The sequence below is a fragment of the Streptomyces sp. NPDC039462 genome (genome assembly GCF_055639375.1).
On the sequence record NZ_JBVKAO010000002.1, the window covers coordinates 274,750 to 292,126 of the forward strand.

The 17,377-nt window shown below is 70.8% G+C and carries 19 protein-coding genes; 6 read left to right on the plus strand and 13 right to left on the minus strand.

From position 1 onward, the window contains the following. The first annotated feature begins 18 nt into the window (after positions 1–18). Both ACZ7LU_RS11995 and ACZ7LU_RS12000 read left to right on the plus strand, forming a co-directional pair. Positions 19–954 (plus strand): NADP-dependent oxidoreductase, encoded by a 936-nt coding sequence (locus ACZ7LU_RS11995; protein ID WP_471917060.1) that lies wholly within the window; start codon positions 19–21, stop codon positions 952–954. 69 nt (positions 955–1,023) lie between these two features. Further along, on the plus strand, positions 1,024–1,677 hold the full coding sequence (locus ACZ7LU_RS12000) for a GNAT family N-acetyltransferase (protein ID WP_471916636.1): 654 nt from the start codon (positions 1,024–1,026) through the stop codon (positions 1,675–1,677). A 21-nt stretch (positions 1,678–1,698) separates the two neighbouring features. Here ACZ7LU_RS12000 and mnmA read toward each other — a convergent pair whose 3' ends face one another. Beyond that, complete coding sequence (gene mnmA, locus ACZ7LU_RS12005) at positions 1,699–2,844, minus strand: tRNA 2-thiouridine(34) synthase MnmA (protein WP_398309030.1); 1,146 nt, start codon at positions 2,842–2,844, stop codon at positions 1,699–1,701. Between the two features lie 67 nt (positions 2,845–2,911). Here mnmA and ACZ7LU_RS12010 point away from each other — a divergent pair, with 67 nt between their 5' ends. Beyond that, positions 2,912–3,613, plus strand: a complete 702-nt coding sequence (locus ACZ7LU_RS12010; protein ID WP_471916637.1) for an N-acetylmuramoyl-L-alanine amidase — start codon at positions 2,912–2,914, stop codon at positions 3,611–3,613. Here ACZ7LU_RS12010 and ACZ7LU_RS12015 read toward each other — a convergent pair. From ACZ7LU_RS12015 to ACZ7LU_RS12025, 3 genes are all read right to left on the minus strand, one after another. Further along, complete coding sequence (locus ACZ7LU_RS12015; protein WP_471916638.1) at positions 3,610–4,779, minus strand: cysteine desulfurase family protein; 1,170 nt, start codon at positions 4,777–4,779, stop codon at positions 3,610–3,612. The genes ACZ7LU_RS12010 and ACZ7LU_RS12015 overlap by 4 nt on opposite strands. 91 nt (positions 4,780–4,870) lie before the next feature. Beyond that, positions 4,871–5,089 (minus strand): DUF4190 domain-containing protein, encoded by a 219-nt coding sequence (locus tag ACZ7LU_RS12020; RefSeq protein ID WP_468089868.1) that lies wholly within the window; start codon positions 5,087–5,089, stop codon positions 4,871–4,873. Between the two features lie 170 nt (positions 5,090–5,259). Further along, a complete protein-coding gene (locus ACZ7LU_RS12025; RefSeq protein ID WP_398308881.1) occupies positions 5,260–5,412 on the minus strand; it encodes a hypothetical protein in 153 nt (50 codons plus the stop codon). Positions 5,413–5,523: 111 nt separating this feature from the next. Between ACZ7LU_RS12025 and ACZ7LU_RS12030 the strand changes: the two genes are divergently transcribed. Both ACZ7LU_RS12030 and ACZ7LU_RS12035 read left to right on the plus strand, forming a co-directional pair. Beyond that, positions 5,524–6,150: a TetR family transcriptional regulator gene (locus ACZ7LU_RS12030; RefSeq protein ID WP_468089512.1), complete on the plus strand. Its 627-nt coding sequence runs from the start codon at positions 5,524–5,526 to the stop codon at positions 6,148–6,150. 86 nt (positions 6,151–6,236) lie between these two features. After that, a complete protein-coding gene (locus tag ACZ7LU_RS12035; protein WP_471916639.1) occupies positions 6,237–7,106 on the plus strand; it encodes an alpha/beta fold hydrolase in 870 nt (289 codons plus the stop codon). Here ACZ7LU_RS12035 and ACZ7LU_RS12040 read toward each other — a convergent pair. After that, positions 7,103–7,972, minus strand: coding sequence for a thioesterase family protein (locus ACZ7LU_RS12040; protein WP_398308887.1), 870 nt, complete (start codon positions 7,970–7,972; stop codon positions 7,103–7,105). The two genes, ACZ7LU_RS12035 and ACZ7LU_RS12040, sit on opposite strands and share 4 nt — an antisense overlap. A gap of 75 nt (positions 7,973–8,047) precedes the next feature. Further along, positions 8,048–8,722, minus strand: coding sequence for a trimeric intracellular cation channel family protein (locus tag ACZ7LU_RS12045; RefSeq protein ID WP_398308889.1), 675 nt, complete (start codon positions 8,720–8,722; stop codon positions 8,048–8,050). 151 nt (positions 8,723–8,873) lie between these two features. Here ACZ7LU_RS12045 and ACZ7LU_RS12050 point away from each other — a divergent pair, with 151 nt between their 5' ends. Continuing rightward, positions 8,874–9,059, plus strand: a complete 186-nt coding sequence (locus ACZ7LU_RS12050; protein WP_470985302.1) for a hypothetical protein — start codon at positions 8,874–8,876, stop codon at positions 9,057–9,059. Positions 9,060–9,115: 56 nt separating this feature from the next. Here the strand turns inward: ACZ7LU_RS12050 and ACZ7LU_RS12055 are convergent, their stop codons facing one another. From ACZ7LU_RS12055 to ACZ7LU_RS12085, 7 genes are all read right to left on the minus strand, one after another. Next, entirely contained in the window at positions 9,116–10,252 is a 1,137-nt protein-coding gene (locus ACZ7LU_RS12055) for an ABC transporter ATP-binding protein (protein WP_470985397.1), read from the minus strand. 53 nt (positions 10,253–10,305) lie between these two features. Beyond that, positions 10,306–11,403, minus strand: coding sequence for an ABC transporter ATP-binding protein (locus ACZ7LU_RS12060; protein WP_398308892.1), 1,098 nt, complete (start codon positions 11,401–11,403; stop codon positions 10,306–10,308). After that, entirely contained in the window at positions 11,400–12,401 is a 1,002-nt protein-coding gene (locus ACZ7LU_RS12065; protein ID WP_398309039.1) for an ABC transporter permease, read from the minus strand. The genes ACZ7LU_RS12060 and ACZ7LU_RS12065 overlap by 4 nt, the downstream gene beginning before the upstream one ends. Before the next feature lie 132 nt (positions 12,402–12,533). Beyond that, a complete protein-coding gene (locus tag ACZ7LU_RS12070; RefSeq protein WP_398308894.1) occupies positions 12,534–14,288 on the minus strand; it encodes an ABC transporter substrate-binding protein in 1,755 nt (584 codons plus the stop codon). Between the two features lie 102 nt (positions 14,289–14,390). Continuing rightward, on the minus strand, positions 14,391–15,395 hold the full coding sequence (locus ACZ7LU_RS12075; protein ID WP_365362329.1) for an ABC transporter permease: 1,005 nt from the start codon (positions 15,393–15,395) through the stop codon (positions 14,391–14,393). Positions 15,396–15,747: 352 nt separating this feature from the next. Next, positions 15,748–16,515 carry an enhanced serine sensitivity protein SseB C-terminal domain-containing protein gene (locus ACZ7LU_RS12080; RefSeq protein WP_398308896.1) on the minus strand — a complete coding sequence of 256 codons (768 nt, stop codon included), beginning with the start codon at positions 16,513–16,515 and terminating at the stop codon, positions 15,748–15,750. Positions 16,516–16,588: 73 nt separating this feature from the next. After that, positions 16,589–17,371: an enhanced serine sensitivity protein SseB gene (locus tag ACZ7LU_RS12085; RefSeq protein ID WP_468089524.1), complete on the minus strand. Its 783-nt coding sequence runs from the start codon at positions 17,369–17,371 to the stop codon at positions 16,589–16,591. Positions 17,372–17,377: the final 6 nt, after the last annotated feature.

Consider the following 17,377-nt stretch of genomic DNA (forward strand, 5'->3'; position numbering starts at 1 on the left):
AAGCGGAAGACCATGAAGATGCGTGCCGTCAGCCCCCGCGCCTGGGGCGCCCCCGAGAACCTCGCCCCCGTGGAGGTCGACCGCCCCGAGCCGGGACTGACCGAGATCCTGGTCCGGGTGCACGCGGCGGGCGTCAACCCCGTCGACTGGAAGACCCGCGCGGAGGGCGCCTTCGGCAACTGGGGCGACACCCCGATCCTCGGCTACGACGTGTCGGGCGTCGTCGAGGCGGTGGGCCCCGGAGTGACCCTCTACCAGCCCGGCGACGAGGTCTTCGGCATGCCCCGCTTCCCCGAACAGACCGGCGCGTACGCCGAGTTCGTCGCGGCCCCCGCCCGGCGCTTCGCGCCCAAGCCCACGGGCATCAGCCACATCGAGGCGGCCGCGCTGCCCCTCGCCGCGCTCACCGCCTGGCAGGGCCTGATCGAGACGGCCGGGCTGCGCGCCGGGCAGCGGGTGCTGATCCACGCGGCCGCCGGCGGCGTGGGCCACCTCGCCGTGCAGATCGCCAAGGCGCACGGCGCGTACGTGATCGGCACCGCGCGCGAGGAGAAGCACGACTTCCTGCGCGGCCTCGGCGCGGACGAAGTCGTCGACTACACGCGCGTGGACTTCACCGAGGCGGTGAGCGACGTGGACGTGGTCCTCGACGGCGTGGGCGGCGCGTACGGGGCACGGTCCCTGGAGATCATCCGCCCCGGCGGGCACCTGGTCACGCTGCCCGACCCGGGCGGCCTCCCGGACCCGGCACGGGCCGCGGAGCTCGGCGTGCACACGGGCTGGACGATCGTCGAGCCGGACCGCCTCGGCCTGCTGGAGATCTCCCGCCTGGTCGACGAGGGGAAGCTCCGCGTGGAGATCGACGCGGTCATCCCCCTGGAGGAGGCGGCGAAGGCCCACGCGCGCGGCGAACAGGGCCGCACCCAGGGCAAGATCGTGCTCCGCGTCGCCTGATCGACTCGGCCCGGCTATAGTCCCTGTAATAGCCTCTATCCTGCATTGGTTATTACAGAGGGGGATGGCATGGACGACCTCGTACGGGCCTGGGTCGACGGCTGGGTGGTGTCGCGCGGGGCCGCGCCGCCGCTCACCGAGCCGTGGGGCTGGACCATCGACGTGGGCCACCTCGACCACGTCACCCGGCACGTCCTCGGGGCGGTGGGCGACGAGGTCGACGAGACCACCGTCCGGAAGGTGGCCGACCAGGTGACCGGGGCTGGCGTCTGGTTCAAGGCCTTCGCGGACCCGGAGGTCGTACGCGCGTGGCTGGGCCCTCGCTGGCGGATCGACCCGGAGCCGGGGTGCCTGATGTCGCTGCCGCTGACGCCGGACGCGCCGGAGCCCGCGCCGGTGCCCGCGGGATACCGGCTGCGCGTCTGGACCCGCGGCGGGGTCACCCGGGTGCTGGTCACCGCGCCTGACGGCGCCCTCGCGGCTCGCGGCCAGATCGCGCCGACCGGGGCGACCGCGGTCGTCGACCAGGTCGAGACCGCCCCCGCACACCGGCGCAGGGGCCTGGGCGGCCTGGTGATGCGCACCCTCCAGCACGCGGCCGCGGCCCGGGGCGCCCGCACGGCCGTCCTCGCGGGCACTCCGGAGGGACGGGCGCTGTACGGGTCGCTGGGGTGGACCTACCGGGCCCCGCTCACCAGCGCGATGTTCACGGCGGCCCGGTGAGGGGCCTTGAGAGTGGGGCGCTCAGGCCGCCGCCGTCACCCGCTCCGTAGACGCGATCGTCGCCGAGCCGACCACGCGCGTGCCGTCGTAGAGCACGACGGCCTGGCCGGGGGCGACGCCGCGGACGGGCTCGTCGAAGGAGACCCGAAGCTCCCCTTCCACCAGCTCCGCGGTGACCGGGGTCTCGTCGCCGTGCGCGCGCAGCTGCGCCGTGTACGTGCCCGGACCCGTGGGGGCCGCTCCGCACCAGCGGGGCTTGATGGCCGTCAGGGCCGTGACGTCCAGGGCGGCGGCCGGGCCGACCGTCACGGTGTTGTTCACCGGGGAGATGTCCAGGACGTAGCGCGGCTTGCCGTCGGGGGCGGGGGTGCCGATGCGGAGGCCCTTGCGCTGGCCGATGGTGTAGCCGAACGCTCCCTCGTGGGTGCCGAGGACCTCTCCGGACTCGTCCACGATGTCGCCCTCCGCCTTGCCGAGGCGGGAGGCGAGGAAGCCCTGGGTGTCGCCGTCGGCGATGAAGCAGATGTCGTGGCTGTCGGGCTTCTTGGCGACGGCCAGCCCGCGCTCCTCGGCCTCCGCGCGGATCTCCTCCTTGGTGGTGACCGTGTCACCCAGGGGGAACATCGCGTGGGCGAGCTGCTTGTCGTCCAGGACGCCGAGGACGTAACTCTGGTCCTTGGCCATGTCCGAGGCCCGGTGCAGCTCGCGCGTGCCGTCCTCGCGGACGATCACCTTGGCGTAGTGGCCGGTGACGACCGCGTCGAAGCCGAGGGCGAGGGCCTTGTCGAGGAGCGCGGCGAACTTGATCTTCTCGTTGCAGCGCAGGCACGGGTTCGGGGTGCGGCCCGCCTCGTACTCCGCGATGAAGTCCTCGACCACGTCCTCGCGGAACCGCTCGGCGAGGTCCCACACGTAGAACGGGATGCCGATGACGTCCGCGGCGCGGCGGGCGTCGCGCGAGTCCTCGATGGTGCAGCAGCCGCGCGCGCCCGTACGGAACGACTGGGGGTTCGCCGAGAGCGCGAGGTGCACTCCGGTCACGTCGTGCCCCGCTTCGGCCGCGCGGGCGGCGGCGACGGCGGAATCCACGCCTCCGGACATGGCGGCCAGGACGCGGAGGGGGCGCTGGGGACGCTGCGAGGGCTGAGGCTGCGGGGTCTCGGTCAAAGTCATAGCCCTCATAGGGTACGGGGCCGCGGGAACCGGATGCCCGTGAGTAAGCGTTGACGATCATATGGGGGATGCAGAGCAGGAGAAGCCGGGGCGCCGGGGCATCGACCGGCGCACTCTGCTGATCGGCGGCGCCGCGGCGGCCGTCGGCACCGCCGTGCTCGCCGGGGACGAGCTCGGCCGGCTGTGGTGGCGGCTGCCGGGCGTGGTCAAGAAGCGCAAGGAGGGCGAGGTCGACGCCCCGGGCGCCCAGTGGATAGCCGCCTCGGACTACAACTGGCGCCGCGCGGACCGCCCCGACGACTACGAGATCGACCGCGTCGTCATCCACGTCGTCCAGGGCGGGTACCAGACGGCGCTGCGGGTCTTCAAGGACCCGGGCCACGGCGCCGCCGCGCACTACGTGGTGCGCAAGGACGGCCACATCGCGCAGATGATCCGCGAGCTGGACGTGGCGTTCCACGCGGGCAACAAGAGCTACAACGAACGCAGCATCGGCATCGAGCACGAGGGCTTCGTCGACAAGAAGTCGTCGTTCACGGACGCGATGTACGCGGCTTCGGCGCGGCTCACCGCCGGCATCTGCCGACGGTACGACATCCCGGTGGACCGCGAGCACATCATGGGCCACGTGGAGGTGCCCGGCACGGACCACACGGACCCCGGGCCGCACTGGGACTGGGACCGCTATCTGCGTCTGGTGCGGGCGGAGCGGGACAGACCGGAGAAGCCCACGAAAAGCGCGAGCAAGGAGAAGAAGCCCTAGCTGAGGCCCGCCGTCCGCGCCCGCTCCACCGCCGGGCCGATCGCCGCCGCCACCGCGTCGACGTCCGCCTTCGTGGACGTGTGGCCCAGCGAGAAGCGGAGGGTGCCGCGGGCCAGGTCGGGGTCGGTGCCGGTGGCGAGCAGGACGTGGCTGGGCTGCGCGATGCCCGCCGTGCACGCGGAGCCGGTGGAGCACTCGATGCCCTGCGCGTCCAGGAGCAGCAGGAGGGAGTCGCCCTCGCAGCCGGGGAAGGTGAAGTGGGCGTTGGCGGGCAGCCGGCCGCCGGGGGCCGGGTCGCCGCCGAGGATCGCCTCGGGGACCGCCGAGCGGACGGCGGTCACCAGGTCGTCGCGGAGCGCGCCGATCTCGGCGGCGAACCGCTCGCGGTGTGCCGCCGCGTGCTCGCCCGCGACGGCGAACGCCGCGATGGCGGGCACGTCCAGCGTCCCGGAGCGCACATGCCGCTCCTGGCCGCCGCCGTGCAGGACGGGCACGGGGCTGTACTCACGGCCGAGCAGCAGCGCGCCGATGCCGTAGGGACCGCCGATCTTGTGGCTGGACACGGTCATCGCGGCGAGGCCGGAGGCGGCGAAGTCGACGGGGATCTGACCGTAGGCCTGGACGGCGTCGGCGTGCAGCGGGACGCCGAACTCATGGGCGACGTCGGCCAGTTCGCGGACCGGCTGGACCGTGCCGATCTCGTTGTTGGCCCACATGACGGTGGCCAGGGCGACGTCGTCGGGGTTGCGCTCGATGGCTTCGCGCAGCACGTCGGGGTGCACGCGGCCGTGCCGGTCGACGGGGAGGTATTCGACGGTGGCACCCTCGTGCTCGCCGAGCCAGTGCACGGCGTCGAGGACGGCGTGGTGCTCGACGGGGCTCGACAGGATGCGGGTGCGGGCCGGTTCCGCGTCGCGGCGGGCCCAGTACAGGCCCTTCACGGCGAGGTTGTCGGCCTCGGTGCCGCCGGAGGTGAAGACGGTCTCGCTGGGGCGGGCGCCGAGTGACTCGGCGAGCGTCTCGCGGGCCTCCTCGACGGTGCGTCGCGCTCGGCGCCCCGCCGCGTGCAGCGAGGAGGCGTTGCCGGTGACGGCGATCTGCGCGGTCATCGCCGCGATCGCCTCCGGGAGCATCGGAGTGGTCGCTGCGTGGTCGAGGTAGGCCATGGTGGGCACGATTCTACGAGCCGTGCGCCGCCCTCCGCCCCGGCGGTGTCAGCCTGCGAGACCCGTCACCCCGAGAGACCCGGGACAGGTGTCAGCCCGCGAGACCCCAGGACACGGTGTCGTCCGTCGCGACGAGCGCGGCGAGCACGAGGAGGTCGGCCACGCCGAGTCCGAGACCGAGCAGCGCGCGGCCCCTGCGGGCGGTGCCGCGCCACAGGGCCATGCTCGCGAGGACGATCGCGATGGGCCCGAGGAAGAGGTTCAGGACGAGCAGTCCGAGCAGACCGAGGACGAAGGAGGCGACGGCCATGCCGTCGGTGTCCCGCCGTCCGACGGGACGGGGCTCCTCGGTGACGGGACGGGGCTCCTCGGTACGGGCCGGGGCCGTGCTCTCAAGCTCCGAACGGGTGCGAGTGCGGGTTGCGGTGCTTCCCATGGTGCGACTCCTGACAGGTGGAGGTGTCGTACGGAGAGGTGGGCTCAGCGGTGCCGCGCGTGGCGCTCGCGCAGGGCGAAGACCGCGAGCCACACGCCGATGACGGCGGCGGCGACGAGGGTGACCGGAAGCGGGGCGTGCGCCACGGTACCCATGGCGACACCCAGCAGCATCAGGGCGGCGACGATGAAGAGCACGGAGATCCCTCTCTCGTTCGGTGAACGCTTGTGGTTACAACTGTTCACTGACTTACAGAGTACTCCGTCTCCGGCTTTCAAAACTCGGAGAACAGTTGTTAACTGCATGGCATGAGTCACACCCTCGGCGTCCGGCAGGCCCAGAAGCAGAAGACCCGGCAGGCACTCCTCGACGCGGCGCTCCAGCTGCTGGACGAGCAGAGCCTCAGCAGCCTGGGCCTGCGCGAGGTCACCCGCGCCGTGGGCGTCGCCCCCACCGCCTTCTACCGGCACTTCCGCGACACCGCCGACCTGGGCGTGGCCCTGGTCGAGGAGGCGCTCGGCAGTCTGCACACCACGCTGACCGCGATGCTGGCGGCGACCGGCGACGGTGAGGAACGCATCGCGGGCACGGTCGAGTTGATAGCGGGCTACGTCCACACGCATCCGGCGCACGTCCGCTTCATCGCCCGCGAGCGGCACGGCGGCGTGCGGGCGGTGCGGGACGCGATCGGCGCCCAACTCGCCCTGTTCGCCAAGGAGGTGGCGGAGCAGTTCGCCCAGGAGGAGCCGACTGCGGGCTGGACCGAGGACGATCTGCTGATGCTGGCCGGAATGTACGTCGACCACATGGTGATGACCGCGTCGGCGTTCCTGGACGCGGGCCCCGGGACGGCGGCGGAGGCCCGGGTCGCGGACGTCGCCCGCAGGCAGCTGCGGCTGGTGGGCCTCGGCCGCAGGCACTGGCACGACACGTAAGACACCTAAGACGCCTAAGACATCCAGGGCGCGGAAGACACGTAAGACACTGGCACGGCACGTAAGGAGCAACTAGCCTTACGGTCATGTCAGCTGCCTCGGACCGTGACCTCCCGGCCCTCGACTGGGTCCTCGACCAGACCTTCGACAGCTCCGCCGGCGCCGTCCGCTGGGCGGCCCTCGGCCCCACCGGCGCCCCGCCCCTCGTCCTCGTCCACGGCACGCCCTTCTCGTCGTACGTGTGGCGTGGCGTCGCCCGCGCGCTGGCCGGCGGCCATCGCGTGTACGTGTGGGACCTGCCCGGCTACGGCGCCTCGGAGATGCGGGACGGGCAGGACGTCTCGCTCGCCGCGCAGGGCCGGGTTCTCACGGAACTCCTCGGCCACTGGGGCCTGGACCGGCCCGCCGTCGTGGCGCACGACTTCGGCGGATGCGTCGCGCTGCGCGCACACCTGCTGCACGGCGCCCGCTACGAACGGCTCGCCCTCGTCGACCCGGTGGCGCTCGCCCCCTGGGGCTCCCCCACGTACCGGCTGCTCGGCGCGAACGCCGACGTGTTCGCCCAGCTGCCGCCCGAGCTGCACCGGGCGCTGGTCCGCGAGTACGTCGGCTCGGCCAGCCGGCGCGGACTGCATCCGGCCGTGCTCGACCGGCTCGTGGAGCCCTGGTGCACGACAGAGGGGCAGGCCGCCTTCTACCGGCAGATCGAGCAGAACGACCAGCGGTTCACCGACGAGATCCAGGGCCGGTACGGCGAGCTGCGGCTGCCCGTCCTGATCTGCTGGGGCGCCCAGGACACCTGGATCCCCGCGGCCAAGGGCGAGGAGCTCGCGCAGCTCGTCCCCGGCGCCGAGCTGCGCCTGATCGAGGGCGCGGGGCATCTCGTCCAGGAGGACGCGCCCGCCGAGCTCGCCGGGGAGCTGATCGGCTTCCTCCGGGAAAGCCGGAGCCGCTAGCCGAGCCGCGCCCGCGCCAGCTGCCGCGACTGCGCCACCAGGCGGTCCTCGCTGTCCCAGACCTCGGCGTCCTCCTCCAGGAAGCCACCCGCGAGGTTCCGCGTGGTGATCGCGACGCGCAGCGGGCCCGGGGCCGGGCGGTGACGGACGTGGACCGTCAGCTCCACGGTCGGCACCCAGCCGGTGAGGCCCATCTCGAAGGCGGTCGGCGGCAGCGCGTCGACGGCGAGCAGCAGCGAGAGCGGGTCCGCGTCGCGGCCGTCCGCGAGCCCGAACCAGGCCCGCATCTCGCCCTTGCCGGACGGCTGGCCGAGCGCCCAGCCGAGCGTGGCCGGGTCGAGCTTGAGGAAGAGGCGGTCGGCGATGGCCGAACTGCCGGGCACCGGACGGTGGTCGGGTGCGTCCTGCGCGCCGAAGCACTGGTCGAGCGGCGGGATGGCGGGCGGCTTCGCCGTCGTGCGGACGTCGTCGGGGAGCGCGTCCAGGTCGCCGTACGAGGCGAGCACGCGGATCCGCTCGACCTCGCGCCCCTCCTCGTCGTACTGGAAGAGCGAGGCCTGACCGGTGGAGAGCGACCGGCCGCCGCGCACCACGTCCGTGCGGATCACGGCGGGGCCGGGACTGGACGCGGTGAGGTAGTGCGCCGAGATCGTGAAGGGGTCGGCGTGCGGCAGGGCGTCCGCGAGCGCGCGGCCGATGACGGCGAGGAGATAGCCGCCGTTGACGGCGCTGATGATCGTCCAGCCCGCGGAGAGCTCCGTGTCGTAGACGCCGGGCTCCCGGCGGGTGACCGCCGTGTCGCGGTCGAACTCGCTGTCGCCGATGCGCGCGGGCACCGATGCGGGAATTGATGCTGCCGTTGCCATGGCAGCAACGTACAACATCTAATTACTGAGCGGTAGCTTTTCCGGGACGCTCGACAGCCACGGCCTCGGGGCGCTTCACGGCGTCTCCCGCACCTCCGCCTCCACCGCGGTGGAGCGCCGGTTCCAGGCGCGCGGCGCCCGCCAGTGGTAGCGGATCGCGAGCAGCCGCAGGGTGAACGCCGTCACGGCGGCGAGGCCGCTGGTGAAGCCCGTCAGCTGCTCGAAGTGGATGCACAGGGCGACCATCGTGGCGCCCACGATGGCGGGGACCGCGTACAGGTCGCGGTCCCAGCGGACCAGCGAGGGCACTTCGTTGGCGACGATGTCGCGGAGCACGCCGCCGCCCACCGCGGTCATCAGGCCCAGGGTCGCCGACGCGGTGAGCCCGAGGCCGTAGTCGTACGCCTTGGTCGTGCCCGCCACACAGAACAGGCCGAGGCCCGCCGCGTCGAAGACGTTCACCGCGAGCTGGGTGCGCTCGACCTCGGGGTGCAGGAAGAAGACCAGCGCGGCCGCGAAGAGGGGGGTGATGAAGTAGCCGAGGTCGGTGAAGGCGGCCGGCGGGACCGCCCCGATGACCAGATCGCGGAAGAGGCCTCCGCCCAGCGCGGTGACCTCGGCGAGCACGGCGATGCCGAAGACGTCGAAGTTCTTGCGCACGGCGAGCAGCGCGCCGGAGATCGCGAAGACGAAGATCCCCACGATGTCGAGCGCGTGCTGGACGGAGGGCGTGAACAGATCCTGGAGCACGCGCCATTCTTACGCGTGTCTTCCCCATGGCCGGACCGCCCTGCCCCCTGCCTTCTCCCCGGTTTGAGGGTTGACCGGCCATCGCCGCCGGTCACCACGGGTTCTCGTCCGGCGAAGTCTCACAAAGGACTTCAATGACAAGGTTGAAGCCATGAGATTCCTGCTGGAGATCGACATGGGTGAGACGGCGTTCGAGGGCAAGGCGGCGGAGGAGCTGGGCCGGATCCTGCGGTACTGGGGCGGCAACCTCGGCCACTACGCGCTGACGCCGGGCGACGGCGAGAGCGTCTACGACTCCGCGTACCGGGAAGTGGGGCGCTGGACCGTCACGGAGTGACACACAAAGGAGGGGAGGGCGCGCGATCAGTCGCACACCCTCCCCTCCCTTGGCCACTAATTCGAGGGCTTCTCCGAAGCCTTCTCGGCCGCCGCCGTCTCCTCCGCCTTGGTCGCCACCGAGACCACCTCGATCGCCTCCTTGGCCGCCGAGAGGAGCACGGTGTCCTGCGGCGCCTGGTCCGCCGCGTTCTCCGGGTGGTGGCACGCCACCTGGTGCCCGGTGGCGAGCGCGGTCAGCGGCGGCTCCTTGGTCTTGCAGATCTCCGTCGCCTTCCAGCACCGCGTGTGGAAGCGGCAGCCGCTCGGCGGGTCGATCGGCGAGGGGACGTCGCCGCGGAGCAGGATCCGCTCGCTCTTGACGCCGCGCCGCTTGGGGTCGGGCACCGGCACCGCGGAGAGCAGCGCCTTCGTGTACGGGTGCATCGGCGTGGAGTAGAGGTCGTTCCGGTCCGCCAGCTCCACGATCTTGCCGAGGTACATCACCGCGATGCGGTCCGAGACGTGCCGGATGACCGACAGGTCGTGCGCGATGATCACGTACGTGAGGCCGAGCTCCTCCTGGAGGTCGTCCAGGAGGTTGACCACCTGGGCCTGGATGGAGACGTCCAGGGCGGAGACCGGCTCGTCCGCCACGACCAGCTTGGGCCGCAGGGCGAGGGCCCGCGCGATGCCGATGCGCTGGCGCTGGCCGCCGGAGAATTCGTGCGGGTAGCGGTTGTAGTGCTCCGGGCTGAGCCCGACCCGCTCCAGCATCTCCTGCACGGTCTTCTTCACGCCGCCCTCGGGCTTGACGCCCTGGAGCTTGAAGGGCGCGCCGACGATCGTGCCGATGGTGTGCCGCGGGTTCAGCGACGAGTACGGGTCCTGGAAGATCATCTGGACGTCGCGGCGGAGCGGACGCATCCGCGCGGTGTTCAGATGCGTGATGTCCGTGCCCTCGAACTCGACGCGGCCGCCGGTCGGTTCGAGGAGCCGGGTGATCAGCCGGCCCATCGTCGACTTGCCGCAGCCGGACTCGCCGACCACGCCGAGCGTTTCACCGGGGCGTACGTCGAAGGAGAGGCCGTCGACCGCCTGCACCGCCGCCACCTGGCGCTGGAGCAGCCCCTTCTTGATCGGGAAGTGCTTCACCAGGCCGTCGACCTTGAGCAGCGGCTCGGACGAGCCCTTCGCCTGCGCCGGGATCGTCATCTCCTGGCCCTTCACGTCCTGGCCCTTCGCGGCCTGGCTCTTCGCGTCATCGTTCACAGCTTCGGCGCAATCTCTTCGGTCCAGATCCGGGTGCGCTCGTCCTGCGACATGTGGCAGGCGGAGTAGTGCCCGGCGGCCACCTCGCGCAGTTCGGGACGCTCGCGGCGGGTGATCTGATCCTTGGGGATGTCCGCGTAGGGGCAGCGCGGGTTGAAGGCGCAGCCGCCCGGCAGGTTGATCAGGCTGGGCGGGGAGCCCTTGACCGGGATGAGCCGCTCGGTCTGCTCGCGGTCGATGCGGGGCATCGAGCCCAACAGGCCCCAGGTATAGGGGTGCTGGGGTTCGTAGAAGACCTTCTCCGCGGTGCCGCGCTCGACGCACCGGCCGCCGTACATGACCAGGAGCTCGTCCGCCATCTCGGCGACCACGCCCAGGTCGTGCGTGATCATGATGACGGCGGAGCCGAACTCCTTCTGCAGATCCCTGATGAGGTCGAGGATCTGCGCCTGGACGGTCACGTCGAGGGCGGTGGTCGGCTCGTCGGCGATGAGCAGCTCGGGGTTATTGACCAGCGCCATCGCGATCATCGCGCGCTGGCGCATGCCGCCGGAGAACTCGTGCGGATAGGAGTCGACGCGCTTGTCCGGCTGCGGGATCCCGACCCGGTCGAGCATCTCGATCGCCCGCTTGCGGGCGGTCTTCTTGTCGACGTCGTTGTGGACCCGGTACGCCTCGGTGATCTGCTTGCCGATGGAGTAGTACGGGTGCAGCGCGGAGAGCGGGTCCTGGAAGATCATCGCCATCTCGCGGCCGCGCAGCTTGCGCACCTCGTCCGGCGGGGCCGACAGCAGCTCCTTGCCGTCCAGCCAGATCTCGCCGGAGATCTGCGCCCGGCGGGCGCCGTACTGGCCCGCGGTGTGCAGGCCGAGGATGCCGAGCGAGGTGACCGACTTGCCGGAGCCGGACTCGCCCACGATGCCGAGGGTCTTGCCCTTCTCCAGCTGGAAGCTGAGCCCGTCGACGGACCTGACGAGGCCGTCGTCGGTCGGGAAGTGCACCTTGAGGTCGCGCACCTCGAGGAAGGCGGAGGGGGCGGGCGAGCCGGTGACGGGCTCACCCACCGCGGCTCCGCTCTTGGACAGTTCGGTCATCCCAGCCTCACTCGCGGGTCGATGACGGCGTACAGAAGGTCGACGACGAGGTTGGCCACGGCGATCGCGAGCGCCGCGCACAGGGTGACGCCCAGGATGACGGGCAAGTCCTTGCTGCTGATGGCCTTGACCGCTTCGAGGCCGAGCCCCGGCAGGTTGAACGTGGACTCGGTGAGCACCGCGCCGCCCATCAGGACGCCGAGGTCGAGTCCGAAGACGGTGAGGATCGGGGTCATCGCGGAGCGCAGCGCGTGCTTGCGGATGACGGTGGGTTCGCCGAGGCCCTTGGCGCGGGCGGTGCGGATGTAGTCCTCGCCGAGCACTTCGAGCATCGTGGCGCGGGTGAGGCGGGCGTACATCGCGGCGTTGAGGAAGGCGAGCACGATCCACGGCAGGATCATCGTCTGGAGCCAGACGTCGATCGAGTCGTCGGTGCTGAGACTGTCCGCGATCTTCACCCAGCCGAGTTCGTGGACGAAGATGCCCATCGCGATCATGCCGGTGAAGAAGACGGGGAGCGAGACGCCGCCGAGGGCGGTGGTCATCGCGGCGCGGTCCCAGATGGTGCCCCGGCGCAGCGCGGAGATCACGCCGGTGATGACGCCGCCGGCCAGCCACAGCACACAGGCGCCCGCGGCGAGCGCACCGGTGACGGGCAGGGCGTCCTTGAGGGTCTCCCACACCGGCGCCTCGGTGCGGAAGGAGTAGCCGAAGCAGGGGGCCGGGCAGTGCGTGACGTCACTGCCGTTGACGTAGTCGCGGCCCATCGGGATGCCCTTGATGAAGTCCCAGAACTGGACCAGCAAGGGATCGTTGAGGCCCAGTTTGACGCGGATGCCTTCGAGCTGCTCGGCACCCGACGCCTTGCCGGCGAAGAGGACGGCGATGTCCTGTCCCGCCCACTTGGGCAGCATGAAGAAGATGGTGAAGGTCGCGAGCAGTACGACCAGCACCATGATGATGACGGCGATCAGGCGCCGGATGAGATAAGCAAGCACTGTGCGCGGCCCGGCGGTGGCCGGGACCCCCTCGTGAGGGGTCCCGGCCACCGCCCGGGGCCATCACCTGCCCTTCGGACTGGCGGGATTCGGCGGCGGTGGAACGGTCAACTGCGGTTCGTGCGGCGCCTGTTACTTGACGACGCCGAGCGAGACGTAGTCGTACCGGCCGTTGTAGGCGTCGGACATGTAGGCGTTGGTCAGCCGCGATCCGCGCCAGGTGATGTTCTTCTCGTAGAGGAAGGGCATCCAGTCGGCCTGGTCGAGGATCCGCTTGTCGAGTTGCTTGTAGATCTCGCCGGCCTTGGCCGGGTCGGTCTCCGCGATCGCCTTGTCGAAGAGCGCGTCGATCTTCTTGTCCTTGATCTGCGACTCGTTGTAGTTGCCGTTCTCGATCAGGAAGCGGCTGTCGAACAGCGGCTGCGCGTAGCCCTGGCCGGACGGGAAGTCCGGGCCCCAGCCGCTCATCTGCATGCTGTAGCCGCGCTTCTTCACGACGGACGGCGAGCCGGTGATGCTGGCGGAGTCGGCGCCGTCGAGGGACTCGACGCTGACGTCGATGCCGACCTTCTTCAGCTGGGCCTGGAGCGCCTCGGCGGCGTCGACCTCACCCGGGTTGTTGTTGCGGGCGGTGAGCTTGGCCTTGAAGCCGTTCGGCTCGCCGCACTTCTTCAGCTCTTCCTTGGCCTTGGCCGCGTCCGGCTTGCCCTTGCGCGCGAGGACGCCGTACGGGTCGTAGTCGCTGTGACCGGGGATCGCCTTGGGGAACGTGCTGTTGGCGATGTCACCGGCCGCGACCTTGCCGCCGCGGGTCTGCTGCAGGCTCGCGAAGTCCGTGCCGTAGAAGACGGCCTTGCGGCAGTGGACGTTGTCGAAGGGCTCGGCCGTGTGGATCAGCGCGACGTAGCGCACGAAGGACGTGTGCATGTTGTCGACGTTGTCGCGGTGGTCCGAGACGGCGGTGACGCGGCCGGACTGGGTCATGCCCGTGCCGTTGAGGTCGACGTCGTAGTCGCCCTCCATCAGCTTCTTGTCGTTCTCCTCCAGGTTGGCGGAGATCGTCACGTCGATCTTGTCGGGCAGCGCGGCGCGGATCGGGTCCGAGGACTTCTTCCAGGCCGTGTTGCGGACCAGGACGATCTTCTTGCCGGACTTGTACGTCTCGAACTTGTACGGGCCCGAGGAGAACGGGCGCGCGGTGTACTTCGCCTTGGTGTCCTTGGACTCCTTCACCGGCGAACCGGTGGGCATCGCGAGGAACTGCTCGAAGTCACCGTTGCGCTTGGGGAGCTTGAAGACGATGGTCTGGTCGTCGGGCGTCTCGATCGCCTTCAGACCGCCCTTGTCCTTGTAGGGGCCCTTGTACTTCTTGTCGGGGTCCAGCGCGTGCCGGATGTACCCCGGGCCACCGGTGATGGTGTCCGTCGCCCAGGAGCGCTCGATGCCGTACTTGACGTCCTTGGAGGTCAGCTTGGAGCCGTCCTCCCAGGTCACACCGTCACGCAGCTTGTACGTGTAGGTCTTGCCGTCGTCCGAGATCTTCGCGGTGGAGGTGGCGAGGTCCGGGACCAGCTTCGTGCCCGCCTTGCCCGGCTTGGTGTCGTAGGACACCAGCTGCCGGGTGTAGAAGCGCATGAAGTCCCACGACATGCCGTAGTAGGCGCGCTGGGGGTCGGCCGAGTCGAGGTCCTGCTTGCCGACCATCTTCAGCGTCCCCCCCTTCTTCTTGGACGGGTTGGCGACCTTGTCGAGCGCGGCGTTGTAGCCGGCACCCTTCGAGTCGCCGTCGCCACCGTCACCGCCGCCGCACGCCGTGGTGGTCACCAGCGCCGCGACGACGAGGGCCGCACCGCTGGTGAGCCGTCGTTTCGAGGAAACTGTGGGCATTTTCTCGTAACCTCCGAGATTCGCGGTCCCTGGCCATGTGCTGCCGGAGAACCATGGTTAGAGCCACCTGACATGCGGCAGGGGCAAGCCGGTTGGGCGCTGCTAGCGCGTCCCCTTCGGGTCGAGCGCGTCCCGCAGCCCGTCGCCGAAGAGGTTGAAGGCCAGCACGGTGATGAAGATCGTGACGCCCGGGAAGACCATGAACATCGGGTCGTGCTCGTACGTCTCGAGCGCGTCCCGCAGCATGCCGCCCCAGGAGGCCGTCGGCGGCTTCACACCGGCGCCGAGGAAGCTCAGGGCCGCCTCCGTGAGGATGTTGGTCGGGATCATCAGCGTCGCGTAGACGGTGATGGGGGCGACCAGGTTGGGCAGCAGTTCGCGGAACAGGATGTGGCGCCGTCCGCCGCCGAGGCTGCGGGCCGCCTCCACGTACTCGCGCTCACGGAGCGAGAGCGTCTGACCGCGCACGATCCGGCCGACGTAGGGCCAGCCGAAGAAGCCGATGACCAGCACGAGGATGCCGACGCGCACCCCGCTGCCGGTGAGACCGAGCAGGTCGTCCGGCAGGACCGAGACCAGCGAGATGATGAAGAGCAGCTGCGGGAACGAGAGCAGTACGTCCATCACGCGGCTGATCAGGGCGTCGACCCAGCCGCCGAAGTAGCCGGCGATGATGCCGAAGAGGGTGCCGAGGGCGACGGCGACCACGGCCGCCAGGAAGGCCACGAGCAGCGAGATGCGTGCTCCGTAGACGATCCGGCTGAAGATGTCGCGGCCCTTGTTGGGCTCGACGCCGAAGAGGAAGTCGCCGCTGACACCGCCGAGCGCGCCCTTGGGGAGGTTGGTCAGCTCGTCGAGCTCCTCCTGGTGGAAGTCGTTGGGCGGATGGCCCAGCAGGCTCACGATCAGGGGCGCGAAGATGGCGACGAGCACCAGGAACAGCACCGTGATGCCGCCGGCCAGGGCGACCTTGTCCCGCTTCAGGCGGTTCCAGGCGATCTGCTTGAGGGACCGACCCTCGACCTTTTTCACCCCTGCATCAACTGCGGGGGCGACGTCCTCGGTCGGGTCCGCGTCCGCAGGTGTGTCATGCAATGGTGCCGTCATCGTGGCAGGGACCCCTCTCAACCGGTGGTGACCGGCCCGCACTTGCCGCTGTAGCGACGTGATCAGTCCGTCGTACACAGGGGGCGAAGGCCCCTGGAGCGGGAGTCTTCATCCACGTCGCGATCTGTTACCAGACTTGACGGGGAAAGGATGCGCAACCGTGATGCTGATCGGGGTGTTCCGTTATCCGGACGCGGGTGAACGAGGGGCGAACACGGGGCAGTTGGGGTGCAAGGCACCACGGGAGCCCATAGGCTCCCACCGGCACCAGAACGGACATCGCGCCGGTCGTGGCTGCTCGGTGGCCGCGCCGGGACTGCTCAGGGGCTGCCCGGTGGCCGGTTCACGCCGCTCAGTACTGCGCGGGGTAGCCGTAACCGCCGGCCTGGGCCGGGGCCGCCTGCGCCTCGCGGTCGTAGAACGGGCGGGCGTTGGCGCGCAGCCACATCGCGACCGGGTCGTAGTCGTCGGACATCGCGACGGTCGAGACGGGCAGGCCCTCGGGGACGGCGGGGATGGACTGCTGCATCATCGCCCGCACCGCGTCGACCGACGGCGGCGACGTGTCGTACACGTCCAGGCCGATGGCCAGATAGGGCGCCCCCAGCGCGGGCTGCACCCAGGCGCGGCGCAGCGAGCGCACCGCCGGGGTGCGGTGCGCGTTCTGCGTCAACAAAGCGTAGAACTGGGGGATCTCGATGCTCGGCTCGGTGAGCCGGAGCGGTCCCGCGGGCAGCAGGTCGAGGCCGGTGGCGATGCGGCGCAGGTCGAGCCAGGGGACGCCGACGCCGCCGCCGGGCGCGTGCGGGTTGAGCCAGAGGCCGTAGTGGTCGGGATAGAGGGTGCGGGCGATGTCGGTGCCGCGCACCACTTCATAGCTGCGGTTCCAGCCACTGGCGGAGAGCTCCTGGGCGGAGGTCACACAGGGGGCATAGCCGATCCCCTCCACCTCCATGTTCCCGTACTGGGCGTCGGGGGAGCCGGCCTGGCCGTGCCAGAGCAGCATCCACACCTGGTCGGCGGCGAGGGCGCGCAGCAGTGCCTCGTACGCGTCGTAACGCCCCGGCGTCACCTGGCGCAGCAACTGCTCCAACTGCCCGGCCGTGCCCGACGCACTCACCCGTAACCGCTCCTTCGTGACGAACTCGGTGGCCCCAAGGAAGAGCCGGGAAGACCCAGAGAATGCAACCAGCTTAAGCGGCGATGCGGTGGTAGAACGGCCGCACCTGCGCACGCAGCCAGTCGCCCACCGGGTCCTGCGCCACGTCGAGCAGCACGAGGTTCACCGGCCACGGGGCCGGCACCTGGCCGAGGGCACGGCCGAGGGCCTCCATGGGGAGCTCGCGGGCGTTGCCGTCCCAGGTGGACAGCTCGACGCCGACGAAGAGGACCGGGGCGTCCGTCTCGATGTCGGCCAGGCAGCGGCGCGCGGTGAGCACCACGCCGGTCGCCTCGAACTCGCGGCCCGCCGCGGCGAGGAAGTCCACCGGGTCGTGCTGCCAGTCCGGTTCGTAGAGACGCACCCGGCCGCCGGTCGTGGGCCCGTCCAGCGGGGTGCGGCCGGCCCGGCAGAGCTCGGCCACGGCGGGCGGCGGCAGCGGGACGCCGACGGTGCCGTCCGGGTTCAGCGCGATGCCCAGCTGCGGCGGGAGGCCGCGGGCGAACTCCACGGCGGGCGCCACGGTGCGGCCCATCCGGTCGGCCGCGTCGCCGAGGGCCTGCCGGAACTGCTGTTCGGAGCTGAAGACGGGGACGTACGCCTGGCCGTCGATCTCCAGGGTCGGCAGGTCCAGGGTGCCGCTGTCGGGGCCCCCGCCGTTCGGCAGCGGGATCCAGATCTGGCTGCGGCCGAGCACCTCGACGATCCGGCCGCCCGCCGACGCGTCGGCGCCGAGGGAGGCGGCGAGGACCTCCTCCAGTTCGTTGCCCGGCCATCCGCCGTACGGATGGGCATGTGCCTGCGCCGGAAAGTCCATCTGTCC

Coding starts and splice junctions, on each gene's coding strand:
- ACZ7LU_RS11995 (WP_471917060.1), top strand. CDS start 19: ATGCGTGCCGTCAGCCCCCGCGCCTGGGGCGCCCCCGAGAACCTCGCC.
- ACZ7LU_RS12000 (WP_471916636.1), top strand. CDS start 1,024: ATGGACGACCTCGTACGGGCCTGGGTCGACGGCTGGGTGGTGTCGCGC.
- ACZ7LU_RS12010 (WP_471916637.1), top strand. CDS start 2,912: ATGGGGGATGCAGAGCAGGAGAAGCCGGGGCGCCGGGGCATCGACCGG.
- ACZ7LU_RS12015 (WP_471916638.1), bottom strand. CDS start 4,779: ATGGCCTACCTCGACCACGCAGCGACCACTCCGATGCTCCCGGAGGCG.
- ACZ7LU_RS12020 (WP_468089868.1), bottom strand. CDS start 5,089: ATGGCCGTCGCCTCCTTCGTCCTCGGTCTGCTCGGACTGCTCGTCCTG.
- ACZ7LU_RS12030 (WP_468089512.1), top strand. CDS start 5,524: ATGAGTCACACCCTCGGCGTCCGGCAGGCCCAGAAGCAGAAGACCCGG.
- ACZ7LU_RS12035 (WP_471916639.1), top strand. CDS start 6,237: ATGTCAGCTGCCTCGGACCGTGACCTCCCGGCCCTCGACTGGGTCCTC.
- ACZ7LU_RS12040 (WP_398308887.1), bottom strand. CDS start 7,972: ATGGCAACGGCAGCATCAATTCCCGCATCGGTGCCCGCGCGCATCGGC.
- ACZ7LU_RS12050 (WP_470985302.1), top strand. CDS start 8,874: ATGAGATTCCTGCTGGAGATCGACATGGGTGAGACGGCGTTCGAGGGC.
- ACZ7LU_RS12055 (WP_470985397.1), bottom strand. CDS start 10,252: ATGACGATCCCGGCGCAGGCGAAGGGCTCGTCCGAGCCGCTGCTCAAG.
- ACZ7LU_RS12060 (WP_398308892.1), bottom strand. CDS start 11,403: ATGACCGAACTGTCCAAGAGCGGAGCCGCGGTGGGTGAGCCCGTCACC.
- ACZ7LU_RS12070 (WP_398308894.1), bottom strand. CDS start 14,288: ATGCCCACAGTTTCCTCGAAACGACGGCTCACCAGCGGTGCGGCCCTC.
- ACZ7LU_RS12075 (WP_365362329.1), bottom strand. CDS start 15,395: ATGACGGCACCATTGCATGACACACCTGCGGACGCGGACCCGACCGAG.
- ACZ7LU_RS12085 (WP_468089524.1), bottom strand. CDS start 17,371: ATGGACTTTCCGGCGCAGGCACATGCCCATCCGTACGGCGGATGGCCG.